Source organism: Methylobacterium sp. J-092 (genome assembly GCF_022829325.1).
Classification (GTDB): Bacteria; Pseudomonadota; Alphaproteobacteria; order Rhizobiales; family Beijerinckiaceae; genus Methylobacterium.
Window position 1 is genome coordinate 17,305 of record NZ_JAKSXU010000197.1, and the last position, 19,801, is coordinate 37,105.

Below are 19,801 nucleotides of genomic sequence, written 5' to 3' on the forward strand. Positions count from 1 at the left end.
GCCGTCGGGTTGTCACCGGGCCGGCAGGGCGTGCGCGGACGCGCCGGGTTGGCGTGGCGGTGCGGTCCGTCCTAAGCAGGCGGGAACGGCCCGCCGAACGGCCGATGACCGACGAACCGGAGACTGCCCCCTCGTGACAGCGCATCCCGTGATCGGACGATTGTTCGCAGGCACCTTGGCCGCCACTATGGCGTTCGCCTGCCTCGCAGGACCCGCGGGCGCGCAATCCGAGCCGGCGCCGCCGGCGGCGGGTGCCGGCTGGGTGCACGCGGTGACGCTGATGGGCCAGCCGAAATACGGCCCGGACTTCAAGCATTTCGACTACGCCGACCCGGCAGCCCCCAAGGGTGGTCTCGTGCGCCTCGGGGCGCAGGGCGGGTTCGACAACTTCAACCTCGTGGTCTCGGGCCTGAAGGGCGACCTGGAGGGCGGGATCGCGCTGCTCTACGACACGCTCACCACCGAGTCGCTGGACGAGCCCTTCACCTCCTACGGGCTGCTCGCCGAGGCGCTGCGCGTCGCGCCCGACCTCGGCTCGGTGACCTACCGCCTGCGCGAGACCGCGAAGTGGCACGACGGCGTCGCGATCACCCCCGAGGACGTGGTCTGGTCGTTCGAGACCTTCAAGGCGAGCAGCCCGTTCTACGCCGCCTACTACCAGACCGTGGCCAAGGCCGAGGCCACGGGCCCGCGCGAGGTGACCTTCACCTTTTCCGAGACCGGCAACCGCGAGCTGCCGCAGGTGATCGGGCAGCTGCGCGTGCTGCCCAAGCACTGGTGGACGGGCAAGGATGCGCAGGGGCGCCCGCGCAACGTCACGGAGACGACGCTGGAGCCGCCGCTCGGCTCCGGCCCGTACAAGCTGGAAAAATTCGATCCCGGCCGCTCGGCGACCTACACCCGCGTCGCCGACTACTGGGGCAAGGACCTGCCCGTGAATGCGGGGCGCAACAACTTCGGCACTCAGCGCTACGAGTACTTTCGCGACGGGACGGTGCTCGTCGAGGCGCTGAAGGGCGACCTCTACGATTTCCGCGTCGAGAACATCGCCCGCAACTGGGCCACCGCCTACGACGACGTCCCCGCGGTGAAGGACGGGCGCCTGATCAAGGAGGCCTTCCCCGATCGCGGCAACGGCAACATGCAGGCGTTCATCTTCAACACGCGCAGGGACAAGTTCAAGGACCCGCGGGTGCGGCGCGCCTTCAACCTCGCGATGAACTTCGAGGAGATGAACCGGGCCCTGTTCTACGGCCTCTACAAGCGCATCGACTCGTACTTCTACGGCTCCGAGCTCGCCGCCTCCGGCCTTCCCGAGGGCGAGGAGAAGGCGCTGCTGGAAACGGTGAAGGACAAGGTGCCGCCCTCCGTCTTCACCGCGCCCTACAAGAATCCGGTGAGCGACACGCCCGAAGCCGTGCGCACGAACCTGCGCGAGGCGGTGCGCCTGCTGCGCGAGGCCGGCTACGAGCAGCGCGACGGTCAAATGGTGAACAAGGCCACGGGCGAGCCGCTCACCGTCGAGTTCCTCGAGTTCCAGAACACCTTCGAGCGGGTGATCCTGCCGTTCTCGGCGCAGCTGAAGCTCATCGGCATCGGCACCACCCTGCGGGTGATCGACCAGGCGCAGTACCAGAACCGGATGCGCAACTTCGACTTCGACGTCACCACCGGCTCCTGGCCGGAATCGCTTTCCCCCGGCAACGAGCAGCGCGAGTTCTGGGGCTCGGCCTCCGCCGACAAGCCGGGCTCGCGCAACCTCATCGGCATCAAGGATCCCGCGATCGATGCGCTGATCGAGACGGTGATCTTCGCCAAGGACCGACCGGCCGTCCTGACGGCGACCCACGCCCTCGACCGGGTGCTGCTCGCCCACGAGTTCGTCGTGCCGCAATGGGCCTCGAACGTCTCGCGGACGGTGCGCTGGAACCGCTTCACGCACCCCGCCGTGCTGCCGCTCTACGGCTCGTCCGGCTTCCCGACGACCTGGTGGTACGACGCGGCGGCGGCCGCCAAGACCGGGGCGCCGCGTTGAGCGGCGTCTCCCGCCGCACCCTGGTCCTCGGCGCGGGCGCGCTGACGGCCGGCGTAGCCCTTCCCCGCGCGGCGGCCGCGGAGACCCAAGCTTCGCACGGTCTGTCGAGCTTCGGCGAGCTGAAATACCCCAAGGACTTCCAGCGCTTCGACTACGTGAACCCGATGGCGCCCAAGGGCGGCCGCTTCTCGTCGCAGCTGAGCCAGACCTTCGGAAACCAGGCGCCCGACACCTTCAACACCCTGAACGCCTACGTGCTGCAGGGGGAGGGGGCCGCCGGCATGAACCTCACCTTCGACAGCCTTATGGTGCGGGCGCTGGACGAGCCGGACGCGCTCTACGGCCTCGTGGCGCGCGCGGTGACGGTGTCCGAGGACGGGCTGGCCTACACCTTCGCCCTGCGCCCGCAGGCGCGGTTCCACGACGGCTCCAAGCTGACGGCGAAGGACGTCGCCTTCAGCCTCACGCTGCTGCGCGAGAAGGGCCACCCGGAAATCTCGGAGGTGATCCGGGACATGACGGATGCGCGGGCGCTCGACGACGAGACCGTCGTCGTCAGCTTCGCCCCCGGCCGCGCCCGCGACCTACCGCTCGCCGTGGCGCAGCTGCCGATCTTCTCGGCGGCCTACTACGCCAAGCGCGACTTCGCAGCCTCCAGCCTCGAGCCGCCGCTCGGCTCGGGGCCGTACCAGGTCGGCCGCGTCGACGTCGGCCGCGCGATCGAGTTCGAGCGGGTGCGCGACTACTGGGCCGCGGACCTTCCGGTGATGGTCGGGCAGAACAACTTCGATGCGATCCGGTACGAGTATTTCCGCGATCGCAACGTCGCCTTCGAGGCGTTCAAGGGCGGCGCCTTCACCTTCCGCGAGGAGTTCACCGCGCGGGTCTGGGCCACCGGCTACGGCTTCCCGGCGGCGACAGAGGGCCGCGTGGTGCGCACCACCGTGCCGGATGCCCGTCCCTCCGGCACGCAGGGCTGGTGGATCAACACCCGCCGGCCCCAGTTCCGCGATCCGCGGGTGCGCGAGGCGATCGGCCTGTGCTTCGACTTCGAGTGGACGAACAAGAACATCATGTTCGGCGCCTACACGCGCACGGCCTCGTTCTTCGAGAACTCCGTCCTGAAGGCGACCGGCACGCCGTCCCCGGACGAGCTGGCGCTGCTCGAGCCCCTACGCAAGGACCTGCCGGCGGAGGTGTTCGGCGAGCCGTGGACGCCGCCGGTCTCGGACGGGTCGGGGCAGGACCGCACGCTGCTGCGGCGGGCCGACGCGCTGCTGCGCGAGGCCGGCTGCACCCGCGACGGCGGCCTGCTCACGCTGCCCGGCGGCAAGCCGTTCGAGATCGAGTTCCTCGATTCGAGCCCGGCGCTGGAGCCGCATACCCATCCCTTCATCCGCAACCTCGGCCTGCTCGGGATCAAGGCGACGATCCGCACGGTCGACGCCTCGCAATACCAGTCGCGTCTCAAGGACTTCGACTTCGACATGACCTCGCGGCGCTACGCCAGCGGCGTCACCCCCGGGGCGGAGCTGCGCGAGACCTACGGCTCGCGCTCGGCCGCCACGGCGGGCTCCAACAACCTGTCGGGCATCGCGAACCCGGCGATCGACGCGCTGCTCACCGCCATCGCCGACGCGAAATCCCGCGACGCCTTGAACGCCGCGTGCCGGGCGCTGGACCGGGTGCTGCGCGCCGGGCGCTACTGGGTGCCGATGTGGTATGCCGGCACGCACAAGCTCGCGCTCTGGGACGTCTACGGCCATCCGGCGGAGGGCCCGAAATACGATCTCGGCGCCCCGGCCGTGTGGTGGTTCGACGCCGACAAGGCCAAGCGGATCGGCCGGAACTGACGCGCGGCGCCGGACCGCCGAGCCCCGGCCCTCGGGGCGTCGGCGACACAGGAGACACCTTCGTTGCTCGGCTACATCCTGCGCCGCATCGGCCTGATGATCCCGACCCTGTTCGGGATCATGCTGATCACCTTCACCATCGTGCAGTTCGCCCCGGGCGGGCCGGTGGAGCGAGTGCTCGCGCAGATGCAGGGGCAGGGCGACGGCACGCTCTCGCGCGTCACCGGCGGCACCGGCGACCTCGGCGGCGCGAGCCGGCCGGCCTCGGGCGGCGAGGCGAGCTCGCGCTACCGCGGGGCGCAGGGGCTGAGCCCCGACTTCATCGCAAAGCTCGAGAAGCAGTTCGGCTTCGACAAGCCGGCGCCCGAGCGCTTCGCCAAGATGCTGTGGGACTACGTCCGCTTCGATTTCGGCCGCAGCTACTTTCGCGACGTCACCGTCATCGAGCTGATCAAGGAGCGGCTGCCGGTCTCGATCTCGCTCGGCCTGTGGATGACGCTCCTGTCCTACGCGATCTCGATCCCGCTCGGCATCCGCAAGGCGGTCTCCGACGGGGCCCGCTTCGACCGCTGGACCTCGTTCGTCGTCATCGTCGGCTACTCCGTGCCGGGCTTCATGTTCGGGCTGATGCTGATCATCCTGTTTTCCGGCGGCTCGTTCTTCCAGTGGTTCCCCCTGCGCGGGCTGACCAGCGAGGGCTGGGAGACGTTCTCGACCTGGCAGAAGATCGGCGACTACGCCTGGCACATGGTGCTGCCGCTGACCGCCCTGGTGATCGGCGCCTTCGCGACCTCGACGCTGCTGACCAAGAACTCGTTCCTCGACGAGATCCGCAAGCAGTACGTGCTCACCGCCCGGATGAAGGGCCTGTCGGAGCGACGGGTGCTCTACGGCCACGTCTTCCGCAACGCGATGCTGATCGTCATCGCGGGCTTTCCCGGCGCGTTCATCTCGGCCTTCTTCACCGGCTCGCTGCTGATCGAGACGATCTTCTCGCTCGACGGCCTCGGCGAGCTCTCGTTCCGGGCGATCGTCGGGCGCGATTATCCGGTGGTGTTCGCCACCCTGTACATCTTCTCGCTGCTCGGGCTGGCGGTGAACCTGCTCTCCGACCTGATCTACGTCTGGATCGACCCGCGCATCGACTTTTCCGCCCGCGCCACCTGAGCGGCAACGATCAGGTCAGCGGCGACCAGGCCTCGGGCAGGCCGATGCTGGAGACGGCCTCGGCGATGTGGTCGGGGCCGCCCTTCGGCGGCCAGTGCCCCGAGCCCTGCGCCGCGCGGCGCAGGGACGCCCGCTCCCCCAGGCTCGGGAAGCCCCAGATGTGGGTGATCCGCGGCGCGCCGTCGAGCGCGTACAGGTTGGTCACGAGGTGGTCGGTGTAGGGCTTGGCCGGCGGCACGGCCGCCTCCCAGGCGTCGAGCGTCGGCGGCAGGCCGCCCGGCTTCAGGCGGTAGGTGCGGAACTCGTAGACGCCGCCGCGGGCGCCGGTGCGCACCGGCGGCAGGAACGGAAAGGCGGCGTAGCTGTCCATCTCCAGGGCGGTCGCGACGCCGCCGGCGTTGAACGGGCTCGCGCTCATGAGGGCGCGACGGCGCTCGGCGCTCATGGCCTCCGGCGCCTCGAAGCCGCGCAGGACCAGGAGCCGGCCGAGCATCCCGATCTCGGTGCGCCAGCTCCCGAGCACGCTGCCGCCGGCCGCGGGCGCGCCGACCCAGGCCGCCGCCCCCTCGGAGGCGCGATCGAGCGCGTTCAGGGGGCATGAGAGCGCGGCAAGTTCGTAGAGCATGCCCATCGGCCTCCGGCTGATCAGCCGGGGATATGGGGCCGCGCGCCGTGCGGGCCCAGCACCCGCCCGACCGTCGCGCGCAGCGCGTGGCGGCTGCGATACCCCACCGCCGCCGCGACGTGCCCGGCCGGGCGGCCGTCGGCGGCGAGGGCCAGCGCGCGGATCACCCGCGCCCGCGCGCGCCAATCGCCGAAGCTGAGACCGGTCTCCTGGCGGAACCCGCGGGTCAGCGTGCGCCGGCTCGCGCCCGCGCGCGTCGCCCAGGCATCGAGGTCGTCGGCCGAGCCCGGATCCTCGATCAGCCCGAGGCAGACCCGGCGCAGGCGCGCGTCGCGCGGCAGCGGAAGCGCCAGCGGCGTCTCCGGGGCCCGGCCGATCTCGTCGAGCACCAGGGCGGCGAGATGCCCGCCGCGGCCGGCCTCGTCGTAGAGCACCGGCTCCTCGGCCAGCGCCGCCAGCGCCGCGACGAGGAGCGGCGACACCGCGATCACCCGGCAGCGATCCGGGACGGCGAAGGCGCGCGGATCGAGATAGGCCGAGCACATCGCCACCGCCCCGTGCATCGCGACCGCATGCGGCAGCCGCGGCGGGATCAGCAGCGCGTGCCCCTCGGGCACGACCCAGGTGCCGTCGTCGGCCGAGGCCATCATCAACCCGGCGGTGGCGTAGAGCAGCTGTGCGCGCGGGTGGAAGTGCCGGTCGGTCCGGCTCGCGGCGGCGAAGGCCTTGGGCATCACCGCGACCGACCGGGGCACGTCCTGGTAGTCGGCGGCATCGGTCGAGCGCGGCGGCATGGCCCATCCTCGCAAAGGGTCGCTTTCCGTCCGCGCATGCACGGGCGCGTCGAAGAATGGCCCGGGAGCGTACATTTGCGGCCCGACACCGTCCAGCGGGTCAGGGTATGAGGCGGCGGTCCCGAAGGATACGCCGCGATGAGCCCGGACGATCTCTCCAGCCGCACCCTGCGCTTCGTCAACGTGGCGCACGCCCTCGACCACTTCGTGCTGCTGATCTACCCGACCGCGGTGATCGCCATCGCGAGCCAGACCGGCCTCGGCTACGGCGAGCTGATCGGGCTCGCAACCGGCGCCTTCGTCGCCTTCGGGCTGTGCTCGCTGCCGATGGGCTCGCTCGCCGACCGTTTCGGGCGGCGCAACATGCTCGCTGTGTTCTTCTTCGGCTACGGGCTGTCCTGCCTCGGGGTCGCCAGCGCCGCGACGCCGACCGCGTTCGTGATCTGGCTGTGCGTGCTCGGCCTCGCCTCGGCGATCTACCACCCGGTCGGCTCGACCATGCTGGTCACCCACGCGCGGCGCCTCGGGCACGACCTCGGCATCAACGGGGTCTGGGGCAATTTCGGCGCCGCCAGCGCCTCGGGCGCGACGGCGCTGCTCGCCACGACGCTCGGCTGGCAGGCCGCCTTCGTGGTGCCCGGCCTTGTGTGCCTCGCCTGCGGCACCGCCTTCGTCGCGATGGTGCCGGGGGACGGGGACGGCGAGGCGCGCAAGGCCGGCGGGGCGGCAATCATCCCGGTGACGCGGCCGATGGCGCTTCTGGCGATGTTCGGCGTGGCGATCTTCGCCGGCGGCATCACCTTCAACGTCACCACGATCTCGCTGCCGAAGGTGATCGACGAGGGCGTCGGGCAGGCCCTGTCGCTGACCCTGATCGGCTCGATCGCCACCGCGGTCTTCGTCTTCGGCGCGCTGACCCAGCTGCTGATGGGCCGCCTCGTCGACCGCTTCGGCCTGCCGAGCCTGTTCCTCGGCCTGTCGGTGCTGCAGCCGCTCGGCCTCGGTCTCGCGGCGGCGTCCTCCGGCCCCCTGTTGCTGCTCGGGCTGGTGCTGGCGATCGCCGCGATCTACGGGCAGGTCGTCATCAACGACGCGATGATCGCGCGCTACGTCCCGGCGCACCAGCGCGCGAAGGCCTACAGCCTGCGCTACTTCGTGGGCTTCACCGCGAGCGGCTTCGTGGTGCCCCTGATCGCCCTGCTGCACGACCGTGGCGGCTTCGGCCTCGTGCTCGGGACGGCGGCGGCCTTCGGCGGCCTGATCTGGGTCGCCGCGTTCGGGTTCTACCGGCTGGTGCGGAGCGACGCGCAGCCCGTTCTCGCCGCCGCCGCGTAGCGGCTGCGGGCGCCGTCGAAACCTGTTACGCCGAACCTCGTGCCAGCCCTCTCCCTCGTCATCCGCCCCGAGAACCCCGACGATGGCGACGCCATCGAGCGTCTGCACGCCCGCGCCTTCGGGCCTGGGCGCTACGCGCGCACCGCGTTCCGGCTGCGCGAGGGCTCGGCGCACCGGGCCGACCTCAGCGTCACGGCCTCGGTCGGCAGCTTCCTCGTCGGCTCGGTGCGGATGGCGCCGGTGACGGCCGGCGGCGCCGGCTTCCTCGCGCTGGGGCCGCTCGCCGTCGATCCGAGCTTCTCCGGGCGCGGCGTCGGCACGGCGCTGATGCGGGCGAGCCTCGCAACGGCGACGGCGGCCGGCGAGGGCCTGGTGATCCTGGTCGGCGACGCGCCGTTCTATGCCCGGTTCGGGTTCTCGCCGGTGCTGGCCGAGCATCTGGTCCTGCCCGGCCCGGTCGACCCGGCCCGCTTCCTCGCCCTCGAGCTGAAGCCGGGCTTCCTCGCCACGGCCCGCGGGGCGGTCGCGGCGATCCGCACCGGCTGAAGCCTCGCTCAGAGCCGCGCGATGTAGGCGGCGAGGTCGGCGATCTCGTCGTCCTTCAGCGTCTGCGCGACCTCGTTCATCGCCGGGTCGTAGCCGGGCCGGGCGTTCGAGCGATACGCCGTGAGCGCCGCCTTGAGGTAGTCCTCGCGCTGGCCGCGGATGCGCGGGAGCGCGTCGCGCCCGGTCAGCTCGGCCCCGTGGCAGGACTTGCACTGGTGCTTGGACACCAGCGCCTGCGCCCGCGCGAGGAGTGCTGGATCGGGCGGGCCGCCGGCAGGGACCGGTGCGGGCAGGGCGCCCACCGCGTCGGCGAAGCCGCGCAGGTCGTCGTCGGACAAAGCCGACGCCATGTCGTTCATCGGCGGCGCCTCGCGCTGCCGCTCCCGGAACTGGAACAGCTGCGTGACGACGTAGTCCGGCATCTGCCCGCCGAGCGAGGGCACGCCCTCGGTCCCGGAGGTGCCGCGCTCGCCGTGGCAGGCGAGGCAGGGCACCAGCCGCTCCCCCAGCGGGGCGGACGTCGCCGTCCCGAGGAGGAGCGTCGCGAGGAGGAGGGCCGGGGCGATCGCGCGGCTCATTGCGCGGCGCTGATCCGGTAGATCGCGCCGTTGTAGTCGTCCGAGACCAGGAGCGCCCCGTCGTCAGCCACCAGCACGTCGACGGGGCGGCCGACATACTTGTTGTCCTGCAGGAAGCCGGAGAGGAACGGCTCCACCGAGGCGACCTTGCCGTCGGAACCGAGGCGGGCCACCACCACGTCGCCGCCGAGCTTGCGCGTTCGGTTCCACGAGCCGTGCCGGGCGATGAACATTGCGTTCCTGTAGTCCGCCGGGAACATGGCGCCGGTGTAGAAGCGCAGGCCGAGCGAGGCGGTGTGGGGGCCCAGCAGCGCCGCCGGCGCCGTGAACTCGGCGCAGGAATGGCCCCAGCCGTATTCCGGATCGGTGAAGGTGCCCTGGTGGCAGTACGGGAAGCCGAAATGCTGCTTGCCCGGCTCGGTCAGCACGTTGAGCTCGTCGTTCGGGATGTCCTCCGACACCCAGTCGCGGCCGTTGTCGGTGAACCACAGCTGCTTCGTGATCGGGTTCCAGTCGAAGCCGACGGTGTTGCGCACCCCGCGGGCGATCACCTCGACGTTCTTGCCGTCGAGGTCCATCCGCCGGATCTGGGCGTGGGTGTCGGGCGGCATCGTGATGTTGCCGGGCGATCCAACCGGGACGTAGAGCTTGTCGTCGGGGCCGATGGCGATGAACTTCCAGCCGTGCGCCTCGTCCTTGGGCAGGTCGTCGTAGACCAGCACCGGCTTCGGCACCTCGTCGAGATGCGCCTCGATGCCGTCGTAGCGCCAGATCTTCGAGAGCTCGGCCACGAACAGAGATCCGTCGTGGAACGCGAGCCCGTTCGGCCGGTGCAGGCCGGTGGCGATGGTCTTGACCTCGCGCTTGCCGTCAGGCCCGACCTTCGCCGGGATCGCGTAGACCTTGCCGACCGCGCGGGTGCCGACGAACAGAGTCCCGTCCGGGCTCTGGCGCATCGAGCGGGCGTTGGCGAGCCCGCTGGCATAGACCTCGATCTTGAAGCCGTCGGGCACCGTCAGCTTGTCGAGCGGGAGCTTCGCCAGCGGCGTCGCGAGCGGCGGCCCGGAGATCGGTGCGAGCTTGGCGGCGTCCCCGCCCTCGGGGCGCCCGTAGAGGGCGGAGCCCTTGTCGACGGCAGGGGCCGCGGGGGCGGTGGCAGCCGGGGCGCGGCTCGCCGGCTGCTGCGCCAGGGCGCCTTGCGCGGCGAGGCAGGTCGTCAACGCCAGCGCGGCGAGGCTTCGGCTCAGGACGGGTGTCACGCGGCGTCTCCCGGGCTCGGCGGGATCTCGGCGCGTCGCGCCGGCTCCCGCTCGTCATCGGATCCGTTATTCACGCTCCGATCGGCGAAGGCGAGCGCCCCGGGAAACAGGTTCCCCGCACCGTCACCACCGGTTGCATCCCGGCGCCGCTGCGGCATGTCGAGCGGGCGCGGATGTCTCACCGAACCGGTTCGCGGGCCGGCGGCCCGCCCGGCGCAACCTTGCCTTTTGGCACCCGATCCCCGAGAAACCGGCTGATCCGGAAGCGTGAGCGCGGCCTCGGCGGGCGTCTCGCGGAACCGGCTCGTTCGAACCGCGTCGAGGAACCCGTCTCCATGCTCGATTACGCGCAGGCCCGACGCCTGATGGTCGACTGCCAGCTCCGGACCTTCGACGTGAACGACATCGCGGTGCTGGACGCGTTCGACGCGGTGCCGCGCGAGAACTTCGTGCCGCCGGGGGCGGAGCCCTTCGCCTACATCGACCAGAACCTGAAGCTCGGCGGCAGCGACGGCGACCTGCGCTACATGCCGGCCTCGATGCTGCTCGCGCGGATGATCCAGGCGCTGCGCATCGGCGGCGGCGTCCGGGCGCTCGATGTCGGCACCGGATACGGCTACGCCGCCGCCGTGATGGCGCGCCTCGGCGGCCGGGTCACCGCCCTCGAATCGGACCCCGCCCTGGCGGAGGCGGCGCGCGAGCGCCTCGACGGGACGCAGGTCGAGGTGGTGGAGGGGCCCCTCGCCGCCGGCCTGCCGAAGGCCGGCCCGTACGACGCGATCCTGATCAACGGCCGCGTCGAGGTGCGCCCGCAGGCGCTGCTCGACCAGCTGAAGGACGAGGGCCGCCTCGTCTGCGTCCTCGGTCGCGACAAGTCCGCCAAGGCGACCCTGTTCGTCCGCGCCGGCGACGCCTTCGGCGCACGCCCGCTGTTCGACGCGGCGCTTCCGGGCCTGGCGGCGTTCCGCGAAGAGGCTGGCTTCGCGTTCTGAGCGCTCGGCGCGCTCTCGGAACCGCGCTCCGATCGCGCGGGGGAGGTGTCGCTTTTATGCGCCACGTCCCGACGATTCGAGGGATGGGCCGTCCTCGCCCTGGGCCACGTCTTCGTGAATGGGTTAAGGTCTGCCCCGGGGCGGGCGTGACCGGGCCGGTGCTCATGCGCCGTGGCCGTCGCAAGACGGGCAAGATGGTCTTCGAGAAACCGCAAGGGCTGATCGACGTGACACAACGCAAACCTGCGACGCGCCCCGCGCTTCGGCTGGCCGGCCTCGCCGTCGCCGCCGGGCTGACGGCCGGTCCGGCAGCGTCCGAGACGCTGGAATCGGCGCTCGCCAAGGCCTACGGCGGCAACCCGCAGCTCAACTCCAGCCGCGCCGGCGTCCGCGCGACCGACGAGGGCGTCGCGATCGCGAAGTCCGGCTATCGCCCGACCGCCAGCATCAGCGCCGACATCGGCTCCCAGTACCTCGAAGGCCGCGTCTCCGGTGCGCAGCTCGCGCAGACGACGACGCCGGGCGGTGCGGGCCTCACCGTCAACCAGACATTGTTCAACGGGTTCCAGACCGACAACAACACCCGCCGCGCCGAGTCGAACGTCTACAGCCAGCGCGAGAGCCTGCGCTCCACCGAGATGTCGGTGCTGTACGGCGGCGTGCAGTCCTACATGAACGTGCTCAGCAACACCGCGACGCTGGAGCTGAACCGCAACAACGTCGAGGTGCTGGAGGAGCAGCTCCGCCAGACCCGCGACCGCTTCAACGTCGGCGAGGTCACCCGCACCGACGTCGCCCAGGCCGAGGCGCGCCTCGCCGGCGCCCGCTCGCAGGTCAGCGTCGCGGAATCGGCCCTGCGCACCAGCATCGGCACCTATCGCCAGAACATCGGCGTCGAGCCGCGCCAGCTCGCCCCGGGCCGCCCGCTCGACCGCTACGTGCCGGCCAACCTCGATTCGGCGATTGCGATCGGCCTGCAGGAGCATCCGCAGATCCTCTCGGCGCTGCACGCGGTCGACGCGGCCGAGGCGCAGGTCAAGGTGCTCGAGGCCGCGCTGTATCCGACCGTCGGCCTGCAGGGCAGCGTGCAGCAGCGCTACGACCAGACCTTCCCCGGCGACAACTTCGTGTCGGCGTCGATCGTCGGGCGGGTGACGATCCCGCTGTACCAGGGCGGCCAGGAATACGCACAGATCCGCCAGCAGAAGGAAGTCGTGGGCCAGACCCGCATCCAGGCCGACCTCGTCCGCGATCAGGTCCGCGCGCAGGTGGTCGACTTCTGGGGCCGGCTCGAGGCCGCCAAGGCACAGGTGATCGCCGCCCAGGCCCAGGTCCAGGCCAACGAGGTCGCGCTGAACGGCGTCCGCGAGGAAGCCCGCGTCGGGCAGCGCACGACCCTCGACGTGCTCAACGCGCAGCAGGAACTGCTCAATGCCCGCGTGAACCTGATCACCGCCCAGCGCGACCGGGTGATCTTCTCCTACGGCGTGGTCCAGGCGATCGGCCGGCTGACGGTGCGCTACACCGCGGTGCCGGTGGCGGTCTACAGCGCCAAGGTCCACTACGACCAGGTCAAGGATCTCTGGTACGGCGTCCGCTCGCCGGACGGCCGCTGAGGCGCCGTGATTCGCGCCCGCGACCCGAGGGTTCGGGCGGGCGCGGGCAAGCGGAATACGGGCAGGCGGAATAACGGCGCCCGGCGGGTGATTTCCCGAGGACTGTGCTCCGGCTGCGCTTGTCGCGTGCACGCGGCGTGGAATACTCCATTCGACAGCCGTTTTTCGTTCCTCCCAACCCTCTCGAGCGCCGTCCGGATGAGTGCAGCGAGCCCCAAGATCCAGGACAAGGCGGCGGAGAAGGCGCACGAGCCCTCCATGGAGGAGATCCTGGCGTCGATCCGCCGGATCATCGCCGACGATCAGGCGGTGAAGCCGCCCGAGCCGGCCGCGGTTCGCCCCCCCTCGCACGAGAACGACGACGTGCTCGACCTTGCCGAGATGGAAGAACCCGCGCCGCCGCCGCGCCCGGCCGCCAAGCCGGTGCCGCTGGAGCTCGAAACGCTCGATTTCGACGCGATCGATTTCGACGCGATGGAGCCGGAGCCCGAGCCCGAGCCGGCCCCCGCGCCGCGGGCCGCCGCGCCGGAGCCGGCGCGCAGGCCCGACCCCGCGCCGGAGCCCGGGCTGATCTCGTCCGCGGCCGGCGCCAGCGTCAACCAGGCCTTCAACCTGCTCGCCAACACGGTGTCATGCCAGAACGCGCGCAGCCTGGAAGACCTCGTCCAGGACATGCTGAAGCCGATGCTCAAGGCCTGGCTCGACGACAACCTGCCGGTGATGGTCGAGCGGCTGGTGCGCGTCGAGATCGAGCGGGTCGCCCGCGGCCGCTGAGGTCGCGCGTGTCGCCGCCCGTGTTGACGGGAGGCCCGTGACGGGTTGAAAGCGGGCTCGAAATTCTCGAGATGGACCCGCGATCGCCCGCCCATGATGGACAAGACCTTCGACCCGGCCGGCGCCGAGGCGCGCGCCAGCGCCGCGTGGACGAGCGCCGACGCGTTCCGCGCCGGGCGGCCCGACCGGGCCGGTGCCGAGCCGTACTGCATCGTCATCCCGCCGCCCAACGTGACGGGCTCGCTGCATATCGGCCACGCCCTCAACAACACGCTGCAGGACATCCTCGCCCGCTTCGAGCGGATGCGCGGCCGCGACGTGCTGTGGCAGCCGGGCATGGACCATGCCGGCATCGCCACGCAGATGGTGGTCGAGCGCCGCATGATGGAGGCGCAGGAGCCGGGCCGCCGCGAGATCGGCCGCGCGGCCTTCCTCGACAAGGTGTGGGCCTGGAAGGCGGAATCGGGCGGCGCCATCGTCTCGCAGTTGAAGCGGCTCGGCGCCTCCTGCGACTGGTCGCGCGAGCGCTTCACCATGGGCGAGCGCGGCGCGCCCGACGAGCAGATGGTCCGCGCGGTCACGAAGGTGTTCGTCGACCTGCACGCGCAGGGGCTGATCTACCGCGACAAGCGCCTCGTGAACTGGGACCCGAAGTTCCAGACCGCGATCTCGGACCTCGAGGTCCAGCAGGTCGAGGTGAAGGGCCACCTCTGGCACTTCGACTATCCGGTGGTCGACGCGGCCGGCATCGAGACGGGCGACATCATCACGGTCGCAACGACGCGCCCCGAGACCATGCTCGGCGACACGGCCGTCGCCGTCCACCCCGAGGACGAGCGCTACGCCGCGCTCGTCGGCAAGCACGTGCGCCTGCCGCTGGTCGGGCGCCTGATCCCGATCGTCGCCGACGACTATTCCGATCCCGAGAAGGGCACCGGCGCGGTCAAGATCACGCCCGCGCACGACTTCAACGACTTCGAGGTCGGCCGTCGCCACGGCTGCCGCCCGATCAACATCCTGGACAGCGAGGCGCGGATCGCCCTCGACGGCAACGCCGACTTCCTGGCCGACGCGAACCCGGATGCGGAGGCGCTGGCCCTCCACGGCCTCGACCGGTTCGCAGCCCGCAAGGCCGTCGTCGCGCTGATGGAGGCGGCGGGCCGCCTGCGCGAGATCGAGGCCAACACCCACGCCGTCCCGCACGGCGACCGCTCGGGCGTGGTGATCGAGCCCTACCTGACCGACCAGTGGTACGTGAACGTGAAGCCGCTGGCCGAGCGCGCGCTCCAGGCGGTGCGCGACGGGCGCACGCGCTTCGTGCCGGAGAATTCCGAGAAGACCTTCTTCCAGTGGCTCGAGAACATCGAGCCGTGGTGCATCTCGCGTCAGCTCTGGTGGGGTCACCAGATCCCGGTCTGGTACGACGCGGAGGGTGGCACCTACGTCGCCGGCAGCGAGGCGGAAGCCGAGGCGCAGGCCGCGGCCAAGCAGGGCTCGCCGGTCGCGTTGCGCCGCGACGAGGACGTCCTCGACACCTGGTTCTCCTCCGCCCTGTGGCCGTTCTCGACGCTGGGCTGGCCGGAGAAGACCGCCGAGCTCGCGCGCTACTACCCGACCAACACGCTGGTGACCGGCAAGGACATCCTGTTCTTCTGGGTCGCCCGCATGATGATGCTCGGCCTGCACGTCACCGACGAGGTCCCGTTCGACACGGTCTACCTGCACACGCTGGTGCGCGACGCCTCCGGCGCCAAGATGTCGAAGTCGAAGGGCAACGTCGTCGACCCGCTCGGGCTGATCGACCAGTACGGCGCCGACGCGCTGCGCTTCACCCTGACGGCGCTCGCCGCGCAGGGGCGCGACATCAAGCTCAGCCCGGCCCGCGTGGAAGGGTACCGCAACTTCGCGACGAAGCTCTGGAACGCCGCGCGCTTCGCCGAGATGAACGGCTGCGCCCTCGATCCCGCCTTCGATCCGAAGGCGGTGCGGGAGCCGCTGAACCGCTGGGCGCTCGGGGAGGCCGCGCGTGCCGTCGCCGAGGTCACCGCCGCTCTGGAGGCCTACCGCTTCAACGACGCGGCGGCCGCCGCCTACCGCTTCGTCTGGAACATCTTCTGCGACTGGACGATCGAGCTGGCCAAGCCCGTGCTCCAGGGCGAGGGCGTCGACCCGGCGCTGAAGGGCGAGACGCAAGCGACCATCGCCTTCCTGATCGACCAGATCGCGAAGCTGCTGCATCCGTTCATGCCGTTCCTCACCGAGGAGCTGTGGGCGATCAAGGGCGCGGCGCTGCCCAATCGCGGCCTGCTCACGCTCCAGCCCTGGCCCGACCTGTCGGGGCTGGCGGATGCCGAGGCCGAGGCCGAGATCGGCTTCGTGGTCGACCTCGTCTCCGAGGTGCGCTCGGCCCGCTCCGAGACCGGGGTTCCGGCCGGCGCGCAGGTTCCGCTGGTGATCGTCGGGGCCGATGCGGCGGTGCGGGCGCGGATCGGCGCCTGGCACGACACGCTGGTGCGCCTCGCCCGCCTCTCCGAGATCGGGTTCGACGACGCCGCGCCGAAGAACGCGGTGCAACTGCTGGTCCGCGGCAGCGTCGCGGCCCTGCCGCTGGAGGGCATCGTCGACCTCGGCGCCGAGGTGGCGCGCCTGAAGAAGGAGGCCGCCAAGGCCGAGGGCGAGATCAGGAAGCTCGACGGCAAGCTCGGGAACGCCGACTTCGTGGCGCGCGCCCCCGAGGAGGTGATCGAGGAGAGCCGCGAGCGGCGCGAGGCCGAGGCCGAGCGGCTGGCCAAGCTTCAGGAGGCGCTGGCGCGGTTGAGCGACCCGGCGTCCTGAGCCTTGCGCCGGCTGGCGAAGGCGCTGGCCGGCATCGTCGGAGCGCTCGTCCTTGCCGTGATCCTCACGGCGCGGCCGGGCGACCCGGCCCTCTATCCGCCCGCGGAGGCGGCGCCGCAGGTGATCCACGTGGTCAGCCACGGTTGGCACAGCGGGATCGCGCTTCCAGTCGCGGCGCTGACGGGGCCGGGGGCGGGGCCGGCGCTCCGCGACATCGCCGTGCGGTTCCGCGCCTACCCGACGCTCGAGTTCGGCTGGGGCGAGGCCCGGTTCTACGCGGCGACGCCGACGCTGGCGGAGTTCGACTGGCGGCTGGCGCTCGGCGCCCTGTTCACGCCCGGCGGCAGCGACGGCGTGATCCAGGTGGTCGGCCTCGACGCGAACCCGCGCGCGAGCTTTCCGCACGCCGACATCCTGGCGATCCCGGTCTCGGCCGCCGGGCTGGAAAAGCTCCTCGCGCGGCTGGAAGCCGGCTTCGCGCTCGCCGGCGGCCATCCGGTCGACGTCGGCCCCGGCCTCTATGGGCCGAGCCTGTTCTACCGGGGCGCAGGCCGGTTCTCCTGGACCAACGTGTGCAACCACTGGACCGCCGGCCTCGTCAACGCGGCCGGCCTGCCCGTCGCGCCGGTGCTCGCGACGCTGCCGCGCGGGCTCATCCTCGATCTCGAATGGCGCTCCGGCGCGACGGCGGTCCCGTGACGCTCGCGCCACGCTGCGCGCGCCGTCGTCGGCCCGGCGGCGTCCGGCCAACCTGTCGAAACGGTAATGCGCCCGTCACGGGCGGGTGAGGCGCCGGGCCTTAGGACAGGGTCATCGCCCGCCGAGCCGGCGGCGCCGAAGATGTCCCCGGAGACTTGTCGCATGTCCGTTCCGCAGACCCGCACCACCGCCCGCACCAGCCGCCGGGCCCTGGCCTCGGTCGCCGCCGCCGCCCTCATCGCGGGCGGCGCCCTCGGCAGCGGCTATCTGCCGGCCGCCACGCCGGCCCTCGCCCAGGCGCTGCCGCAATCCCCGATCGCCGCGCCGGAGCACCCGCCGGGCTCGTTCGCCAACATCGTCGACAAGGTGAAGCCGGGCGTCGTCTCGGTGAAGGTGAAGCTCGACGACTCCGCGTCCAGCGACGACGAGGACGGCCCGAGCGGCCAGCAGGGCCAGAACCTGCAGAACGTTCCGCCGCAGCTGCGCGAGTTCTTCAAGCGCTTCGGCCAGAACGGCCCGAACGGTGGACCGCCCGGCATGCAGCCGCAGCACCAGGGCCCGCGCGGCGCCGTCGGCTCCGGCTTCATCATCTCCGCCGACGGCTACGTCGTGACCAACAACCACGTCGTCGACCACGCCAAGACCGTGCAGGTGACGCTCGACGACGGCCGGACGCTGGACGCCAAGGTGATCGGCAAGGATTCCAAGACCGACATCGCGCTCCTGAAGATCAAGGATTCCGGCAGCTACCCCTACGTCCAGTTCGGCAAGGCGGCCCCGCGGGTCGGCGACTGGGTGGTGGCGATCGGCAACCCGTTCGGCCTCGGCGGCACGGTGACCGCCGGCATCGTCTCGGCCCGCGGCCGCGACATCGGCGCCGGCCCGTACGACGACTTCCTGCAGATCGACGCGCCGATCAACAAGGGCAATTCCGGCGGCCCGACCTTCAACGTCAACGGCGAGGTCGTGGGCGTGAACACCGCCATCGCCTCGCCGTCGGGCGGCAGCGTCGGCCTCGCCTTCGCCATCCCCGCCGAGACCGTGCAGGCGGTGGTCGATCAGCTCAAGACCGACGGCAAGGTCGCCCGCGGCTATCTCGGCGTGCAGGTCCAGCCGGTGACGCAGGACATCGCCGAGGGGCTCGGCATGGCCAAGCCGAAGGGCGCCCTGATCGATCACGCCGAGGACGGCACGCCGGCGGCCAAGGCCGGCCTCAAGTCCGGCGACGTGATCGAGTCGGTCAACGGCAACCCGATCAACGACGCCAAGGAGCTGTCCCGCAAGATCGCGGGGCTGAAGCCCGGCGCCAAGGTTGAGATCGCCTATCTCCGCGGCGGCAAGTCCGACAACGCGACGATCACGCTGGGCGCGCTCCCGACCGACGGGTCGAAGGTGGCCTCCTCGGACACCGGCATGGCCGGCGGCCAGCCGCGGCTCGGGCTGAGCCTGGCGCCGGCGGCGGAGGTCGGCCTGTCCGACAGCGGCGTCGCGGTGGTCCAGGTCGATCCGGACGGTCCGGCCGCCGCCAAGGGCATCGAGCAGGGCGACGTCATCCTCGACGTGGCCGGCAAGAGCGTGACCCGCCCCTCGGAGGTCGCCGAGCAGATCCGCACGGCCGAATCCAGCGGGCGCAAGGCGGTGCTGATGCGGGTGAAGAGCAGCAAGGGCGTGACCCGCTTCGTCGCGATCTCGCTGACCAAGAACGACGGCTGATCCGACACGCGCGCCGGGGCCTCGCCCCCGGCGATCCCGATCGACCCACGCACGGCATCGGCAGGACGCGGACGCGTTCGGCCGGTGCCGTCTCGTCGTGACCGCTCGCTCGCGCCGATGGAACGGATCTTGAACCGGATCGGCCGGGGCCTGCTTCGGAATCCGTTTCCGGGCGCGCTATAGTCGGCTCCGCGAACTCCACGGGATCCGCGACCGGATGGCGAGCGTCGACCTGAACTCCGATCTCGGCGAGGGCTTCGGCGCCTATGCCTGCGGCGACGACGCGGCGATGCTCGCCATCGTCACCTCGGCCAACGTCGCCTGCGGGATGCATGCGGGCGACCCGGAGATCATGGCCGAGACCTTCGCGCGGGCGAAGGCGAACGGCGTCGCCGTGGGTGCCCATCCGGGCTTTCCCGACCTCTGGGGGTTCGGGCGGCGGCGGATGCCCTTCACCGCGCCCGAGATCGAGCGCCTCGTCGCCTATCAGATCGGCGCCGCCCAGGCGCTCGCGGCCTATGCCGGCCATCGCATCGCCTACGTGAAGGCGCACGGGGCGCTCGCCAACCTCGCAGCCGCCGAGCGCGACGTCGCAGACGCGATCGCCCGGGCCGTGCGCGCGGTCGACCGCGACCTGGCGCTGCTGGCCATCGCGCTGACGGCGCAGGTGCCGGCCGGCGAGGCGGCGGGCCTCGAGGTCCACCAGGAGATCTTCGCCGACCGGGGCTACGCCGAGGACGGCCAGCTGATCGCCCGCGGCCGGCCCGGGGCGATGATCGACGGCGCGGAGGAGGCCGCCGGCCGCGTCCTCGCCATGGTGGAGGCCGGCGCGATCGTCACCGCGCAGGGCACCCGCCTGCCGACGCCGATCCGCTCGGTCTGCGTCCACGGCGATTCCGCGCACGCGGTCGCCACCGCCCGGGCGGTGCGCGACCGGCTCGAGGGCGCCGGCATCCGCCTCGCCCCGTTCCGGGCCTGAA

At 71.6% G+C, this 19,801-nt stretch carries 16 protein-coding genes; 12 read left to right on the forward strand and 4 right to left on the reverse strand.

Translation table 11 applies throughout. The annotated features are described in order from the left end of the window. Nucleotides 1-133: 133 nt before the first annotated feature. The 3 genes from MKK60_RS23590 (at nt 134) to MKK60_RS23600 (ending at nt 5,055) form a co-directional block, all read left to right on the forward strand. Nucleotides 134-2,035, forward strand: coding sequence for an extracellular solute-binding protein (locus MKK60_RS23590; RefSeq protein ID WP_243988791.1), 1,902 nt, complete (start codon nt 134-136; stop codon nt 2,033-2,035). Beyond that, entirely contained in the window at nt 2,032-3,888 is a 1,857-nt protein-coding gene (locus tag MKK60_RS23595) for an extracellular solute-binding protein (RefSeq protein WP_243988792.1), read from the forward strand. Before MKK60_RS23590 ends, MKK60_RS23595 begins: the two co-directional genes overlap by 4 nt. A gap of 63 nt (nt 3,889-3,951) precedes the next feature. Further along, nucleotides 3,952-5,055 (forward strand): microcin C ABC transporter permease YejB, encoded by a 1,104-nt coding sequence (locus tag MKK60_RS23600; protein ID WP_147843590.1) that lies wholly within the window; start codon nt 3,952-3,954, stop codon nt 5,053-5,055. A gap of 10 nt (nt 5,056-5,065) precedes the next feature. On the opposite strand, the gene MKK60_RS23605 is transcribed toward MKK60_RS23600, so the two are convergent. Both MKK60_RS23605 and MKK60_RS23610 read right to left on the reverse strand, forming a co-directional pair. Beyond that, on the reverse strand, nt 5,066-5,680 hold the full coding sequence (locus MKK60_RS23605; protein WP_243988793.1) for an NIPSNAP family protein: 615 nt from the start codon (nt 5,678-5,680) through the stop codon (nt 5,066-5,068). Between the two features lie 20 nt (nt 5,681-5,700). Further along, nucleotides 5,701-6,474: a helix-turn-helix domain-containing protein gene (locus tag MKK60_RS23610; RefSeq protein WP_147860107.1), complete on the reverse strand. Its 774-nt coding sequence runs from the start codon at nt 6,472-6,474 to the stop codon at nt 5,701-5,703. 138 nt (nt 6,475-6,612) lie between these two features. On the opposite strand from MKK60_RS23610, the gene MKK60_RS23615 reads away from it, so the two are divergent. Further along, entirely contained in the window at nt 6,613-7,809 is a 1,197-nt protein-coding gene (locus MKK60_RS23615; protein ID WP_243988794.1) for an MFS transporter, read from the forward strand. Nucleotides 7,810-7,848: 39 nt separating this feature from the next. Continuing rightward, nucleotides 7,849-8,355 carry a GNAT family N-acetyltransferase gene (locus MKK60_RS23620; protein ID WP_243988795.1) on the forward strand — a complete coding sequence of 169 codons (507 nt, stop codon included), beginning with the start codon at nt 7,849-7,851 and terminating at the stop codon, nt 8,353-8,355. An 8-nt stretch (nt 8,356-8,363) separates the two neighbouring features. Here MKK60_RS23620 and MKK60_RS23625 read toward each other — a convergent pair whose 3' ends face one another. Further along, on the reverse strand, nt 8,364-8,933 hold the full coding sequence (locus tag MKK60_RS23625) for a c-type cytochrome (RefSeq protein ID WP_243938315.1): 570 nt from the start codon (nt 8,931-8,933) through the stop codon (nt 8,364-8,366). Next, nucleotides 8,930-10,192 carry a PQQ-dependent sugar dehydrogenase gene (locus MKK60_RS23630; RefSeq protein WP_409567448.1) on the reverse strand — a complete coding sequence of 421 codons (1,263 nt, stop codon included), beginning with the start codon at nt 10,190-10,192 and terminating at the stop codon, nt 8,930-8,932. Before MKK60_RS23630 ends, MKK60_RS23625 begins: the two co-directional genes overlap by 4 nt. Nucleotides 10,193-10,527: 335 nt before the next feature. On the opposite strand from MKK60_RS23630, the gene MKK60_RS23635 reads away from it, so the two are divergent. From MKK60_RS23635 to MKK60_RS23665, 7 genes are all read left to right on the forward strand, one after another. Further along, nucleotides 10,528-11,184, forward strand: a complete 657-nt coding sequence (locus tag MKK60_RS23635) for a protein-L-isoaspartate O-methyltransferase family protein (RefSeq protein ID WP_147729888.1) — start codon at nt 10,528-10,530, stop codon at nt 11,182-11,184. A 194-nt stretch (nt 11,185-11,378) separates the two neighbouring features. Beyond that, nucleotides 11,379-12,800: a TolC family outer membrane protein gene (locus tag MKK60_RS23640; protein WP_243988796.1), complete on the forward strand. Its 1,422-nt coding sequence runs from the start codon at nt 11,379-11,381 to the stop codon at nt 12,798-12,800. A 198-nt stretch (nt 12,801-12,998) separates the two neighbouring features. After that, entirely contained in the window at nt 12,999-13,574 is a 576-nt protein-coding gene (locus MKK60_RS23645) for a PopZ family protein (protein ID WP_243988797.1), read from the forward strand. 93 nt (nt 13,575-13,667) lie between these two features. Beyond that, nucleotides 13,668-16,409 (forward strand): valine--tRNA ligase, encoded by a 2,742-nt coding sequence (locus MKK60_RS23650; protein WP_243988798.1) that lies wholly within the window; start codon nt 13,668-13,670, stop codon nt 16,407-16,409. Nucleotides 16,410-16,412: 3 nt separating this feature from the next. Next, the gene (locus MKK60_RS23655; RefSeq protein WP_243988799.1) at nt 16,413-17,108 is read left to right on the forward strand and encodes a DUF2459 domain-containing protein; all 696 of its coding nucleotides are present in this window, start codon (nt 16,413-16,415) and stop codon (nt 17,106-17,108) included. Between the two features lie 162 nt (nt 17,109-17,270). Next, complete coding sequence (locus MKK60_RS23660; protein WP_243945486.1) at nt 17,271-18,821, forward strand: Do family serine endopeptidase; 1,551 nt, start codon at nt 17,271-17,273, stop codon at nt 18,819-18,821. Between the two features lie 217 nt (nt 18,822-19,038). Further along, nucleotides 19,039-19,800, forward strand: a complete 762-nt coding sequence (locus tag MKK60_RS23665) for a 5-oxoprolinase subunit PxpA (protein WP_147843867.1) — start codon at nt 19,039-19,041, stop codon at nt 19,798-19,800. Nucleotide 19,801: the final 1 nt, after the last annotated feature.

Coding starts and splice junctions, on each gene's coding strand:
- MKK60_RS23605 (WP_243988793.1), bottom strand. CDS start 5,680: ATGCTCTACGAACTTGCCGCGCTCTCATGCCCCCTGAACGCGCTCGAT.
- MKK60_RS23610 (WP_147860107.1), bottom strand. CDS start 6,474: ATGCCGCCGCGCTCGACCGATGCCGCCGACTACCAGGACGTGCCCCGG.
- MKK60_RS23615 (WP_243988794.1), top strand. CDS start 6,613: ATGAGCCCGGACGATCTCTCCAGCCGCACCCTGCGCTTCGTCAACGTG.
- MKK60_RS23625 (WP_243938315.1), bottom strand. CDS start 8,933: ATGAGCCGCGCGATCGCCCCGGCCCTCCTCCTCGCGACGCTCCTCCTC.
- MKK60_RS23635 (WP_147729888.1), top strand. CDS start 10,528: ATGCTCGATTACGCGCAGGCCCGACGCCTGATGGTCGACTGCCAGCTC.
- MKK60_RS23640 (WP_243988796.1), top strand. CDS start 11,379: ATGGTCTTCGAGAAACCGCAAGGGCTGATCGACGTGACACAACGCAAA.
- MKK60_RS23645 (WP_243988797.1), top strand. CDS start 12,999: ATGAGTGCAGCGAGCCCCAAGATCCAGGACAAGGCGGCGGAGAAGGCG.
- MKK60_RS23650 (WP_243988798.1), top strand. CDS start 13,668: ATGATGGACAAGACCTTCGACCCGGCCGGCGCCGAGGCGCGCGCCAGC.
- MKK60_RS23660 (WP_243945486.1), top strand. CDS start 17,271: ATGTCCGTTCCGCAGACCCGCACCACCGCCCGCACCAGCCGCCGGGCC.
- MKK60_RS23665 (WP_147843867.1), top strand. CDS start 19,039: ATGGCGAGCGTCGACCTGAACTCCGATCTCGGCGAGGGCTTCGGCGCC.